The organism is Heyndrickxia ginsengihumi (assembly GCF_011008565.1).
Classification (GTDB): Bacteria; Bacillota; Bacilli; order Bacillales; family Bacillaceae_C; genus Weizmannia; species Weizmannia ginsengihumi.
In genome coordinates, this window is record NZ_JAAIWK010000039.1 from 1 (window position 1) to 13,475 (window position 13,475).

A 13,475-nucleotide genomic window follows, 5' to 3' on the forward strand; every position below is an offset into this window, starting at 1 on the left:
CTTCTGCAGAGTAAGATCTTTTGGACATAACAAATACTCCCCCATAAGCAGCCAGATTTTTATTTTTTAATCTGTCTACCTAAAGGGGAGCATATCACTTTAACGTGGGTTCTTTTTCTTTCAAAGCCATAAAGAATCAACGGTTTTAATTTTTTAGTCCTATTTATGGCTTTTCGGGAAGCCATTCTCTAACCTAAAGGTTTAGAATATTTAGGTCAAAAATTTATTTTACGTGTTTTTGTATGTATGTCAGTTCTTCGATAAACATCCACCTTTACATAAGAAGTAGCGATTGAATATCTCGCCCTTCAAATTTTATTCAAAAGCTTAAGAGCAACATCAAATAAACATTAACGATTTTCGGCAGTACGCCATCAATTCAATGGCTAAATATTGACAAACGGAGGGTTATCCATCTATTATAAACAGGAGAATTCTCCGTTTATTTTGAATCAAAATCAAAAATCATCATTGCTCATCATGACCATTTCTGATCGTAAACTAAAGGTGACGAGTGAATAAGCTAGTGCTAAATTGTAAATTAGGAGTTCCGTGATTGAACGGTGATGATTACATACTAATTATAAGGCTGTCCGCGGAAAATAGGGACTGTTGTTAAATTAAATTGTATATGTGAAAAAATTGATCGACTGGTAGATTAACTATAAATAAAAGAAAAATGCTTAAAAGGACACATGCAGATAATTCAATAGAAAGGTAGTTTTATTATGAAAATTAAATGGTTTGGACAATCTGCTTTTTTACTAACATCGGACGCCGGTACACGAATTCTTATTGACCCATATGATCGATTACTTCGATACAAAATGCCGAAGCCGATTGAAGTTGATATGGTCGCAGTAACACATAATCATGGAGATCACAATAAAATTCATGTGGCATCAGGCAACTATTTGCTGGCCAATGAACCAAAAGAATATAACCATGAGGACGTTTCGGTGAAAGGAATTAAAACGTATCACGACAAAGCAAACGGCAAAAAGAGGGGAGATAACATTATCTTTCGATTTGATGTGGACGGTTTGAAGGTCTGTCATTGTGGGGATTTAGGCCATATATTGACTGAGGAACAGGTCAAAGACATTGGTAAAGTGGATGTTCTAATGGTACCAGTCGGAGGAAGAACGACAATCAACGCAGTAGAAGCTACTCAAATAATGCATCAATTGGAAGCGATAGTGACAATTCCGATGCATTATAGCACAAAGGCATTAGGAATTCTCGGAAAGATTCTTTTTGATAAGGTTGATAAATTCATTCAAGCGACTGGGCAACGAATAACCGAAGTGGCAATGTTAGACGTTAATTCAGAAAGTTTGCAACAATATTCTGGTGTTATCACCATGAAGTATCTGTAAAAAAGAACCATGAACAATAACATCTGTCATGCGTACAATTAAGTGTGAACAAGAGGGAAATAGTATCCGTTATCGATAATAGCTGTTCAAGCTATTTTTTAATCAAAAAAGACGGGATGATCGGCTAGGTCCCAAAAAGATATGCCTTCCGAATATGATATGTATTGAATTTGTTACATAATTAATGGGAAAATGGAAACACTTTAAAGGGACAAAAAGAGAGGAGACCGTTTATGAAATCCTTTACTGTAAGTTTTCATCATGAAGATAATGTAGATACGATGCAAGTTCAGAAGTTGAGTCAAGCAGAGTTTGAACAATCAACAGCTGGCGGAACAAGACTTTTATTTGAACTAGATACAAATATTGGTTTTTTCGTATTCTTTGATGCTGAAGATAATGATGGAGACATTTCTTATCTTGTTCTTCGATATGAAGAGGACAATGAAGAGCCAAGTGATTGTATCTCTTTTGAATTAAAAGACTATTATGAGTTAGTTGCACTTTATTTAAGTGGCAGCATGAATATGAATGAAGAAGAGAACGAGGAAGAGGAATATGGCCCAATCCATCATTTAGCACATCTTTTGTTTCACATCATCGAGGAAGGCAAAGAAGTAACGCCGTAACGATCGTTATGAATTGAATAGTAAGTTAAAAGCCTAATTTCTCACTATATTAAGTAAGATATTAGGCTTTTTATGTAACATATGTTCTATTTTCTTCGAGTCCAATCAGTTCTATTGCTTGCTTCTTAACTTGTTCATCAGTCGTTTTATCATATAATTTTGAAGCCTAATTATGATTCAAATGGATTTGGTCATCATAAAGAGAGAAGAAATATAAAAGGAGTCTACCGATATGCCAGAACTTCCAGAAATGGAACATTATAAAAATATGCTTATAGACAGAATTAAAGGAGCAGTTATTACAGATGTTCAGATCAACCGCCCCAAATCTGTCAATAAACCACCTGAGGAATTTATTCATTACGTAAAGCAGCAGCAGATTATACGTATTGATAGAAGGGCGAAATATTTATTGTTTTACCTCGACAATGGTTTTATATTATTGCTTCATTTAATGCTTGGCGGCTGGATGTATTGGGGAACAAATGATGATAAACCAAAACGGACGATTCAAGTTCAATTAAATTTTCGTGACAATCATCTTTATTTTATCGGTCTGCGCTTAGGGTATCTCCATTTATTGACGATAGAAGAAGCAAATCAAGTGTTGTCCAATCTTGGTCCTGAACCTTTATCATTTAACTTTACATTAAATGACTTTTTAGAAGCATTAGCAAATAAAGGAGGGAAATTAAAATCAGCATTAATTGATCAAAACTTTATATCCGGGATTGGCAATCGTTATTCTGATGAAATTTGTTATCAAGCAAAACTGCTTCCAATGAGAAGTATAAAGGCTATAAACAACAAAGAGGCGGAAATGTTATATAAGGCTATTCAAACACAACTAAAAACGGCAATAGAATCAGGGGGCTATCTAAAACATCCTTTTTACAAACAAGATGTAGCAACAGGCAGTTACGAAAAAGAGTTTAGAGTACATGACCGAGAAGGAGCAACTTGCGAGAGATGCGGGGCGAAAATCGTTCTAGAACGTATCGCCTCGCGAAATACCTTTTATTGTCCAGGCTGTCAAACATAAGCTATATGAATCTTTAGAACGAATGAAAAAGAGGGGATGTTATGAAGTTCGGATGCCATATTAGTATTAAAGACGGTTACTTAGGTGCTGCGAGACACGCATTATCTATCAATGCTTCTGCCTTTCAATACTTTCCAAAAAACCCACGGAGCTTATCAATTAAGCAATATAATGTAGATGACGTAGAAAGCTGTAAACGCTTTTGTTTTGAACATCAATTAATTTCTATCTCACATACACCGTACCCGACAAACCTTACTCCCGTCAAAAAAAAGAAAGAACAAATTATAGAATCACTTCTCAATGATTTAGTCATTACAGATGCATGTGGATCGGTCGGGGCTGTAGTTCACTTTGGAAACCAAATTAGTGAGACAAATCCATTAGCTAGTTATCAACTTATGATCGAAATGCTCAATTCCGTTCTGAAGAGATGGAATGGGCAATGTAAAATCTTATTAGAAAATAATGCAGGGAAACCGGGTTCGATTGGAACAACGTTGGAAGAACTTGTTCAAGTTCGAAATCTATGTAATGATCCAGAGAAAATTGGATTTTGCTTTGATACTTGTCATGCATTTGCAAGTGGACTTTGGAACGGAGAAAATTGGCAGGAACTACAGACAAAAGGTACGGAATTAGGCTACTGGGAACATCTTGAGGTTATTCATTTAAATAATTGCAAATACCCAACAGGATCTGGAATCGATCGACATGCCCCGATTTTCCACGATGGTTTCATTAAAGAAGAACAATTTTCTGTGCTTATGAGCGCGCCTGAATTGAAACATCTTCCGTTTATATTAGAAACTCCACATACAGATAGCAATTCACATGAAGAAGAGATAAAACAGTTAATGACTAGATGGGGGTCGTCATAAATTTTTTTACTGAATTATATAAAGAAGTCTTTGTTTATAATTACAATCCAAAGACTTCTTATTGCTTATTTAAATAAATGCACTTTATGAAGATGAACATGGGAATTATCTTGATTGATACGTTCTAAATAAATATTCGTAGTCGAAATATCCGAATGTCCGGCCCAGTCCTTAACAACTGCAAGTGGGACATCGTTTTCAAGTAATGTGGTGACAAATGTATGACGAAACCAGTGCGGCGACACTTTTGAATGTTTACCTGCTAAATGGACAGCCTCCTTAACAATTTTATAAAGACTAGGATATGTCAGCCGTTTTTTATGTATAGAAGGTTCCTTCTTATTATATAGAGCAAAGAAGAGAGGACTCGTGTCTTCTGGGTTGATTTCAATTGTCTCACCAAGGCTTTTTCGGTAGGCAAACAACAGTTCTTGAGTCTCATCTCTTATTGGTATTGTTCGCGGCTTTCTTCCTTTACCAATCACATCCACATATAAAATTCCTTGACGGTTATAACGAAAACTCCCCCAATTTAAACTTAAAAGCTCACTGGCGCGAAGGCCGGTCGTATATAAAAGATAGCCAATCAATAGATTTCGTTTTTCTAATTGATCACGGTTTCTGTTTGCCTTTACAATTTTTGGAAAGAAGGAGATTACATATTCTGCATCCCTTTGTTTTAATTCTCGGACTTGAAAACGTGTCTGTGTTTCTTCCGCTCGTGTAGTTTCGAATATATAATGTCCTTTTTTTGCTGCTGGTTTAGATATCCATGTAGATAGATGTACTTTGTAAAATTGCGTTTCATATCCAAAATCTAACAATCTACGGAAAAACTCCAATTTCCTAATAGCAGATTTAGGGGCGTATTTTTCCGTAATATATTTATTGTAGGCCTTTACTTCAGGGAAACCGATGTTTCGAAATGAAAGAGCATGATCCATTAAAAAGATAAGTAATGTTTTCGCATCGGAACGATACGCTTTAATCGTATGAGAGGATAACTGTTTATTTATAGTAAAGATTTTTTCAAGGAAAAACAGTTCCAAAAATTCTTGTTCGGAACTATCTGCGAGCGAGAGGTTTCGATATTCATCAAGCAATTGTCGATTTTCCAATTTTTGTTGTAGCTGTGTTAAATATTGTTCACTTGTCAACTGATTAAGAATCATCAAATTATTCATGCTGTATCTCCTAAATATGTTTACGATAATTTCATTATGGTTAGTAAAGATAATACCTAATTATCTTTACTTATAGTCTATCATAGAATATTCGTTCTATATAGAATGATATAATACAAAAAAGCAAATTTAATCATGTCGGAGAATAGCGTTCAGACGAAATGAATTTTATTTTTTCATATGAATACTCACTCACTTGAAAATAATTGAATCTAGCAGTGAAGAAGATTAATAAAAAAGAGCCTGAATGATTATACCAATATAATAATATTTTAGTGTTGACCCGTAATTTTTATCATTTTATTAATAAATAAATATATTTAAATAATAAATTCTCACCTTAAAACATTATGAAATAATATAAAAAATGTACTATACAATTGACAATCTAGTTTTTTCTGTAAAGAATCGCATGTTGAAGCGATTCTCGCTACTATCGAATTGGTAATAATGATTATGAGTTTTAGCACTCCATGACAACTATTCGTACAGAAATCACATGAAATAATATCTTGAAATAAAGATAGTATAGATTTTAGGAGGAGTGAAATAATATCCATTGTGTTATAAACAACACAATTCTTCAATGTGGAGGGGTTTATTTGAATATTCTTATGAGCTTGCTCTCAACATTCGTCTCTTTGGCGATTAAAATTGTATTCTTTATTAAAGATACTAGCTATAAGTTAGACTATTTATTAGGAATGGCGGCTTTAGCATAAGCAGAGGAATATTCGAAACAATCTCTTTAAGCATTGTAGAGAAAAAAGGTAAGCTTCCTGAGCTTACCTTTTTTCTTACCGCTGTTTTCGTAAACGTTGTTGTCTCTTTTGCAAAAAAAGGAACTGATTTTCGCTTTAGGAATCTCGCACCTTCCGTCAAATCAGCTCTTCTAATGAATCATTGCTATGGATGATCAAATTTATAAGGGGCAAACGTTAAATTGGATTAATTCACTGTAAACATCCAAGTAACACCGTATTTATCCTTTACAGATCCATGGAGCTTTGCAAAAAATGTCGGTTGAAGATCCATATGTATTGTGCCGCCATCTTTAAGTATATTCCATGCTTTTTTCGCACGGTCTTCAGAGTCGAGCTCAACACTAATAGATACTTTTCCAGAGTCTTGATAATCGCGCTTCCCATCAGATCCTAAAATAGATCCTGATTCTGTTAATTTCAACTGTGCGTGTAATACAAGGTTTTTATCATCTTCAGCTACAGGAAATTCAAGATTAGGAGGCATATCACCATATTTTTGCATAGCAATCATTTCCCCGTCAAAAGCTTCTTGATACATTTTAAAGGCTTCTGCGCATTCTCTTTTAAACATTAAATACGGTTTAATCATATTTTTACAAATCCTTTCATCATAAAAATTGTTATCGAATACATCATATACCAAGTCTGGGATATTATTCATAGCATAACTGAATATTTGTACTTATTCAATATCGGCCGAAACTGTATGTATTTGTGCAAGTTATTAAAAGCTTTTTTATGTATTTTTTGATAAGATGAGAAAAAGAATAAATTGTTAGTGAATTCAGGCATAAGTTTGAATAACTACATTATTCTAGTGCACGCTAATGAATGAATTACGATAATAAGGGGTGTTACTTTGGAAAGGTTTGAAGAATTCAACAAAAGTTTTATAGATGGGAAATGGACAGAAGGAAAGACTGGGCAAACTTTCGAAAATAAAAATCCATATGATCAGTCTCTCATAACTACTTTTAGTCTAGCGAGTGTTGATCAACTCCATCAGGCATTTGAAACTTCAAAGGAAGCACAAAAGGCATGGGGGAAAACAAAGCCAGAAGAGAGACTTGAAATATTAAAAAAAGCAAATGAATTTTTAAAAGAGAATCGAGAAGCTATTGTAGATATCATTTCTCGTGAGACAGGCGGCAGCTTTATTAAGGCGAATGTTGAACTTGATCTTACCATTCAATACTTGGAAGCTTCCTTTGATCTTGTCAAAAAAGTATATGAAAAAAGGGAAGTTCACACGTCGATGGAAGGAAAGAAAAATTACGTTTATCGTTTGCCATTAGGTGTTATTACATCGATATCACCATTCAATTTTCCAATGAATTTATCTATGAGAACGATTGCACCTGCTTTAGCATTAGGAAACACCGTCGTACATAAACCGGATGTGCAAGTAGGGCTGACGGGTGGTTCTATATTGGCAAGGGCTTTTGAAGTAGCTGGTCTTCCAAAAGGCGTGCTTCAAGTAATTCAAGCCGATGTCCAGGAAATCGGTGATGAAATGCTGACAAGTCCCCATTCTGGATTAATTAGCTTTACTGGTTCAACCGCTGTAGGAAAACATATAGGAGAAATTGCTGGGAAATTACTGAAACGTGTTGCACTTGAACTTGGCGGGAATAATCCTTTTATAGTATTAGCAGATGCTGATGTTGACCGTGCAGTAGATGCAGCCATATTCGGGAAATTTATTCATCAAGGGCAAATTTGCATGATTATCAATCGTTTCATCATTCATAAAGATAAGTATGATGAATTCGTTCAGAAATATATAGAAAGAGTGAAAAAGGTTCCTTATGGAGATCCGAAAGATCAAAAAACAATTATCGGACCATTAATTAATGAACGTCAGGCTGATAAAGCGATGCAATTTATCGAAGAAGCAAAAGCAGATGGAATTACATTAGCTTTAGAAGGAAAGCGCATCGGTAATGTAATTACCCCGTTTGTTTTTGTCGATGTTGATAATCGAAGCAAGCTCGCCCAAACAGAATTATTTGCACCAATTTCTACAATTATAAAAGCAGAGTCTGACGAACATGCGATAGAACTTGCTAATGATACTGAATATGGTCTAAGTTCAGCAATCTTTACAACAGATATTGAAAGAGGAAGAGAGTTAGGGCTACAAATAGATAGTGGGATGACACATATTAACGATCAAACTGTTAATGACAGTCCTTCAGTACCTTTTGGCGGAACAAAAGCGAGTGGGATGGGACGTTTCGGAAACGATTGGATAGTAGATGAATTTACGGTAACGAAATGGATTTCGGTACAAACTGGATACCGGACATATCCTTTTTAAACAAGACAAAACTTTGCCTTGTTTATTTTTTTGTTTTGAAATAGAAATCTATTTGAATTTGTTCATATTAGCCACAAGAAAAAAGTATTGAATGTTCGGAATTTGATCACTTAGCAGCAGACAACGACAGTAAACCTGAGCTTGTAGCAAAAGTTATTTAAAGAAAAATCATAAGTACTGATGTTCTATTCGTTGATGGATTTTATAGGATTAACAATTGAGAGAACTATAAAAGAAGATAATTATATTATGTTAACTAGTCGACTATTAAATACATATGAAAATAAACGTTCGCATCATTTTAGTGAAGCTGTTATGAAAACAATATTTGATCCCGCAATATGTGGCAATTTTGATCTATATAATTTTATCTGTTAATTACACTGATAGCTTAAAGTTTCGAGTTAACATGATTGTCATGCTCAATGAATGAATTAAGTAATAAATTTCAACTAATAAACAATATAGCAGGTGGCAAAATTGAGAATGAAAGAAGCTCACGGATTATGAAAAGGCGCCATTAACAAGATAGTTTGAGAAAAACAAATGTTCATTCAATGGTATATACTTGAAGAGGGCTAGCATAATATCTTCTTTTTTTCTAGTTTACATAATATATATTATAGGAAGTTATGGCAAAATGCATATTTATGTCTCATATCAAAAGAATACTTTAAACAATGAGACAGAAAAGAAAAAATGCTTTTTTGTTTCATTATGTATTTTTTATTTAGTTTTTCTTTAATCTTTTTCATTAAATTTATACGTACAATGTTTTAATTGCTTTGATAAATGTTCCCATAATAAAAATCACCTTTAGCAATGTTTTTTACAAAATGTATGTTGCTTTTTACATTGTATTGCTCCTGAATTTAAACAACATCACTTAGTTTACATAATATGATCCCATCACTTCTATCCTGATCGTCATTTTCCAAAGTTCTTATTTTTAAGCATAACAGTCCTTTCAACGATCCAAAATAAGAACGTTCGTTCACTTAGCTGCTCGTTCTATATTTTAATATTGTGTTATTAGCACATAGTGCGATTAGTGTATTATTCTTTTTATTTTAATTTATTGCAAAATAATAAAAAATGGTCATTGTATTTGTTTTATCTCACACTTTAGATGCTGCTATATTCACATTATTTTTTTATCGTTCTTATATTTAAGCACTTCATTTTTTCATTTTTTTTATTTTTTGTGTTAAAATATGCATATCATTACTTCGTGAAATGAAATAAATGTTTAGAAAGCAGGAAAATGTATGGAAAGTGATTCTGTATCAAAATCAGCTCAAGTTCATGCTGATACTTCATTTTATCGTCGTGCTCTCTATACTTTTAGTGGAGCGCATTTTTTAAATGACCTTGTTACTACAGGTATGGTACCTGCATTAGTGGTTATGTATAAGCATGCATTGCATCTTAATTACACACAATCAACATTAATTGTACTCGTTTCTTATATTACTTCATCTGTTATTCAGCCAATTTTTGGGATGTTGACAGATCGCAGACCACGTGTCTGGCTATTCTCACTAGGTGTATTTCTCTCGATTTCTGGTTTAGCATTAACTGGAATCGCGCCATCTCTTGGATGGCTCTTACTGTTTATTGCAATATCTGGCTTTGGTTCTGGTGTCTTTCATCCTGAAGCATCAAGAGGAACACATTTTGCATCTGGATCTAAGAAGGGATTGGCACAAGCAATTTTTCAAGTAGGCGGCAATGCTGGACAAGCATTTGGACCTTTAATGATTCCACTTTTTTTAATACATACAGGTATACATGGACTTATTTGGCTAATACCAATCGCGTTTTTATCACTTATTCTTACTGTTCCTTTGCTTCGCTGGCTGAATGGAAAAGTGCAAGCTGGCACGAAAAAGAAAACAATTGAAGGAGAAAATAATATCCCCGGAGTTATCATGTTAATTTTAGTTATTATCTTACGTTCTTGGTGTCAAATCGGGGTTGTTATCTTCCTTCCTTTCTATATGTCCCATTTAAGCATCCAAGCATCAGAAACATTAAATTTTATCTTTGTTGGTGCTGGGGCTTTAGGTACTTTATTTGGCGGTATGATATCAGATCGTTTAGGTATGAAAAGATTATTAGTCGTTTCAATGTTTTTAGCAACACCATTTGCCTTGATTCTTCCACATCTTCATGGTGTTCTGGCTGTCTTAGACCTGCTCTTCTTTGGGTTTAGTGTTCTATCATCTTTTTCTGTTAGCGTTGTTTATATGCAAAAATTATTACCAAAAAATATTGCATTGGCATCGGGATTATCCATTGGATTTGGTGTTGGTGCGGGCGGTATCGGCTCTGTTTTTATGGGCGGTATATCAGATGTTTTCGGTGTTGCGACAGTATTTACCATTCTTTCGGTCCTCCCACTCATTGGCGCCATTATTTCTTGGCTCTTGCCAAATGAGAAAACATTAGGAAAAACAGCTTAATATATATAAAAGCGATCCTTTCAACTGGACCGCTTTTTCTTTACGATAGGCAATTTTGTCGTTGTTGTAGTTCCAGTAAATATGCTTACTAAGTCTTGCCGATCCCACCTATTATCCATTTCATGCTATCAACGGCTTTAACGTATATAGAACATTTTTAAAAAGTTGTATAAACATTTTGGCAAGTTTCTGCTGTCGGCTCATAAAAACAATGCAATTTATAACGGGCTACTAATGGTTGATTATACCAAGTTGATGGACAATCACCTTGAGGTCGAAAATACCACAAACTATATTTAGCTGGCCAGTATCTTTCCCCGTTAATTGCGCGCCGTGCTAACCGCCTTTCTTGTTCTCTTGCTCGCTGATAAAAATACCCATGTATTACTGCTTCGAATGCGTGTGGTTGGTATACCATTTGCGGTATCGTTCGTAAGCCGATAAAATCTGAGCAGTTGGCCCTAATGCGATTGATTCCAACATTTCCTACAAGCAGCATTCCATACTGTCCTTCACCTTCTGCCTCCGCTCTTAACAATCTTGCTAAAAGATCAATATCAGAACTTGTTGCTTTCACAACTGCCATGATGTCACCTCCATTGATTTTTTTGCAGATTTCATTGAAAGTACAATGATTATCATATGCTTATCATCGGATTAATTCCATTATACGTTTGTAAGATTGTTCAATATGCGAATCTTTTTTTATTAAAGATTGATTTCTTTATAAGAAACTCGTAAAATAAAAAACTAAATACATATCATTTCTCGTATATATTTGGAAATATGGTCCAAACGTTTCTACCAAACTACCGTAAATGGTTTGACTACGAGTGTACGCTACTTTTACACTTTCCCAGTCAAACTCTAGATATCCTAGAGTTTTTTTATTTAGGCTCTTTTCGATAAGGATGTAATTGGATTTGGCGTCATGATGCTCTCACTTTTAACGGGCGACGCACATCTCCTCGGTACTTCGCGCCTTAAGGAACAATGTGAACGAAAAGCAGCATATTTTTACGATGAAATATATGTATGATTTGGGAGGGATTTTAAAAATGAATAAAGAAAGTTTAAAACGAAGAATACAAGTAGCAAATAAAGAAATACTAGCTGACTTAGTGATTAAAAACGGCAACATTCTTGATATATTTAATCTTGAATTGATGTCAGGTGATATAGCCATTGTCGATGGCGTCATTGCTGGTATTGGTACATATGAAGGAAAACAAGAAGTGGATGTACAGCAACGTATCATTGTCCCGGGACTGATCGATGCTCACGTTCATATTGAATCATCTATGATTACACCGGAAGAGTTTGCAAAAGTCCTTTTACCGCATGGTGTAACAACGATCATTACAGATCCGCACGAGATAGCGAATGTAGCTGGCGAAGATGGTATTTCTTTTATGATTGCCGACTCAGAAGATTTGGATTTAAACGTGTATATTATGCTGCCATCCAGCGTGCCTGCCACGCCTTTTGAAAATGCAGGAGCAGTCTTACATGATCAACAGCTTGCACCTTTTTACCAACATTCTAGAGTGCTAGGTTTAGCTGAAGTGATGGATTACCCTGGTGTCAAAAATCTTGATGACCATATTATTGATAAGCTTGTCACTGCCTCCCGGTTTAATATTGATGGACATGGAGCAGGGCTTGATACACATGGTGTAAATGTGTACGCGGCAGCAGGTATTAAAACTGATCATGAATGTATTACGATTGCTGAGGCGAAGGAGCGTTTATCCCGCGGTATGTATTTAATGATTCGTCAAGGTTCAGTCGCCAAAAATTTACCGGAGCTCATCCATATAGTAAACGAAAAAAATAGTCACCGCTGCTTATTTTGTACAGATGATAAACATTTAGATGATTTAATTGCGGAAGGAAGCATTGATTTTAATATTCGGCTAGCGATTCAACATGGCCTCGATCCGCTTCTTGCTATTCAGCTTGCTACCATTAATACGGCAAACTGTTTTGGATTATCGCAAAAAGGAGCAATTGCTCCTGGCTACGATGCGGACTTTTTAATCATTGATGACCTTCAATCATTTCAAATTCAACAAGTATATACGGCAGGTAGGTTAGTTGCAGAGCAAGGCGTGTATTTAGAGAAAACAAGAGTAATAAAGGATAGAACACCCCTTCCACATTCAGTCCGTATTCGAGACATTTCTGCAGAAGATTTAGCCATTGCTATCCCTCCTGAGAAAAAAGTACATGTCATTGAAATTATTCCAAACCAGATTGAAACGATCAAACAAGTAATTGAGGTTCCAAACGATGGGCAATATTTTATTTCATCAGTTACTGAAGATTTACTGAAAGTAGCTGTACTCGAACGTCATAATGGGACTGGTAATATTGGCCTTGGAATTGTGAAAGGATTAGGACTAATCGATGGTGCGATTGCAACGACTGTCGCCCATGATTCGCATAATTTAATTGTGGCAGGAACAAATGATGAAGATATGCTTGTAGCAATTCAAACGATTAAACAACTGGGGGGCGGGCTCGTAGTTGTTCGTCATGGCGTCGTTTTAGCATCTCTCCAATTGGCAATCGGCGGGTTAATGTCTAATAAAGATTATCAAGAAGTGGCACACGAACTGAATATCCTTCATGAAGCATTACAACAAGTGAGTAAATATGATCATTTTAACTTATTTCTCACCCTATCTTTTTTAAGTCTGCCTGTTATTCCTGAATTGAAGATTACCGATATGGGGCTGTTTGATGTAGCAACATTTAAACATATTCGTATTTAAAAGTAAGCTATTTTCGCATTCTAGTTGTTTTTAG

10 protein-coding genes and 1 riboswitch are annotated in these 13,475 nt (G+C 35.0%); of the genes, 7 read left to right on the forward strand and 3 right to left on the reverse strand.

What is annotated here, in order from left to right:
* The first annotated feature begins 728 nt into the window (after positions 1 to 728).
* The 4 genes from G4D61_RS16725 to G4D61_RS16740 all read left to right on the forward strand — a co-directional run bounded on the left by G4D61_RS16725 (position 729) and on the right by G4D61_RS16740 (position 3,931).
* A complete protein-coding gene (locus G4D61_RS16725) occupies positions 729 to 1,379 on the forward strand; it encodes an MBL fold metallo-hydrolase (RefSeq protein WP_163174487.1) in 651 nt (216 codons plus the stop codon).
* Positions 1,380 to 1,612: 233 nt separating this feature from the next.
* A complete protein-coding gene (locus tag G4D61_RS16730; protein ID WP_025726843.1) occupies positions 1,613 to 2,008 on the forward strand; it encodes a hypothetical protein in 396 nt (131 codons plus the stop codon).
* 232 nt (positions 2,009 to 2,240) lie between these two features.
* Positions 2,241 to 3,050: a bifunctional DNA-formamidopyrimidine glycosylase/DNA-(apurinic or apyrimidinic site) lyase gene (mutM, locus tag G4D61_RS16735; protein WP_163174489.1), complete on the forward strand. Its 810-nt coding sequence runs from the start codon at positions 2,241 to 2,243 to the stop codon at positions 3,048 to 3,050.
* A gap of 41 nt (positions 3,051 to 3,091) precedes the next feature.
* A complete protein-coding gene (locus G4D61_RS16740) occupies positions 3,092 to 3,931 on the forward strand; it encodes a deoxyribonuclease IV (protein ID WP_025726845.1) in 840 nt (279 codons plus the stop codon).
* Between the two features lie 65 nt (positions 3,932 to 3,996).
* On the opposite strand, the gene G4D61_RS16745 is transcribed toward G4D61_RS16740, so the two are convergent.
* Positions 3,997 to 5,115 carry a tyrosine-type recombinase/integrase gene (locus G4D61_RS16745; RefSeq protein WP_025726846.1) on the reverse strand — a complete coding sequence of 373 codons (1,119 nt, stop codon included), beginning with the start codon at positions 5,113 to 5,115 and terminating at the stop codon, positions 3,997 to 3,999.
* A 948-nt stretch (positions 5,116 to 6,063) separates the two neighbouring features.
* Positions 6,064 to 6,468 (reverse strand): VOC family protein, encoded by a 405-nt coding sequence (locus tag G4D61_RS16750; RefSeq protein WP_035356327.1) that lies wholly within the window; start codon positions 6,466 to 6,468, stop codon positions 6,064 to 6,066.
* Positions 6,469 to 6,738: 270 nt separating this feature from the next.
* Here G4D61_RS16750 and G4D61_RS16755 point away from each other — a divergent pair, with 270 nt between their 5' ends.
* The gene (locus G4D61_RS16755; RefSeq protein ID WP_163174491.1) at positions 6,739 to 8,199 is read left to right on the forward strand and encodes an aldehyde dehydrogenase family protein; all 1,461 of its coding nucleotides are present in this window, start codon (positions 6,739 to 6,741) and stop codon (positions 8,197 to 8,199) included.
* A gap of 1,268 nt (positions 8,200 to 9,467) precedes the next feature.
* On the forward strand, positions 9,468 to 10,664 hold the full coding sequence (locus G4D61_RS16760; protein ID WP_025726901.1) for an MFS transporter: 1,197 nt from the start codon (positions 9,468 to 9,470) through the stop codon (positions 10,662 to 10,664).
* A 157-nt stretch (positions 10,665 to 10,821) separates the two neighbouring features.
* Here G4D61_RS16760 and G4D61_RS16765 read toward each other — a convergent pair whose 3' ends face one another.
* A complete protein-coding gene (locus tag G4D61_RS16765; protein WP_025726902.1) occupies positions 10,822 to 11,250 on the reverse strand; it encodes a cell wall hydrolase in 429 nt (142 codons plus the stop codon).
* Between the two features lie 162 nt (positions 11,251 to 11,412).
* Positions 11,413 to 11,514: riboswitch (purine riboswitch) on the forward strand.
* 208 nt (positions 11,515 to 11,722) lie between these two features.
* Here G4D61_RS16765 and ade point away from each other — a divergent pair.
* A complete protein-coding gene (gene ade / locus G4D61_RS16770; RefSeq protein WP_163174493.1) occupies positions 11,723 to 13,441 on the forward strand; it encodes an adenine deaminase in 1,719 nt (572 codons plus the stop codon).
* Positions 13,442 to 13,475: the final 34 nt, after the last annotated feature.

Coding starts and splice junctions, on each gene's coding strand:
- G4D61_RS16725 (WP_163174487.1), top strand. CDS start 729: ATGAAAATTAAATGGTTTGGACAATCTGCTTTTTTACTAACATCGGAC.
- G4D61_RS16730 (WP_025726843.1), top strand. CDS start 1,613: ATGAAATCCTTTACTGTAAGTTTTCATCATGAAGATAATGTAGATACG.
- mutM (WP_163174489.1), top strand. CDS start 2,241: ATGCCAGAACTTCCAGAAATGGAACATTATAAAAATATGCTTATAGAC.
- G4D61_RS16740 (WP_025726845.1), top strand. CDS start 3,092: ATGAAGTTCGGATGCCATATTAGTATTAAAGACGGTTACTTAGGTGCT.
- G4D61_RS16745 (WP_025726846.1), bottom strand. CDS start 5,115: ATGAATAATTTGATGATTCTTAATCAGTTGACAAGTGAACAATATTTA.
- G4D61_RS16750 (WP_035356327.1), bottom strand. CDS start 6,468: ATGATTAAACCGTATTTAATGTTTAAAAGAGAATGCGCAGAAGCCTTT.
- G4D61_RS16760 (WP_025726901.1), top strand. CDS start 9,468: ATGGAAAGTGATTCTGTATCAAAATCAGCTCAAGTTCATGCTGATACT.
- G4D61_RS16765 (WP_025726902.1), bottom strand. CDS start 11,250: ATGGCAGTTGTGAAAGCAACAAGTTCTGATATTGATCTTTTAGCAAGA.
- ade (WP_163174493.1), top strand. CDS start 11,723: ATGAATAAAGAAAGTTTAAAACGAAGAATACAAGTAGCAAATAAAGAA.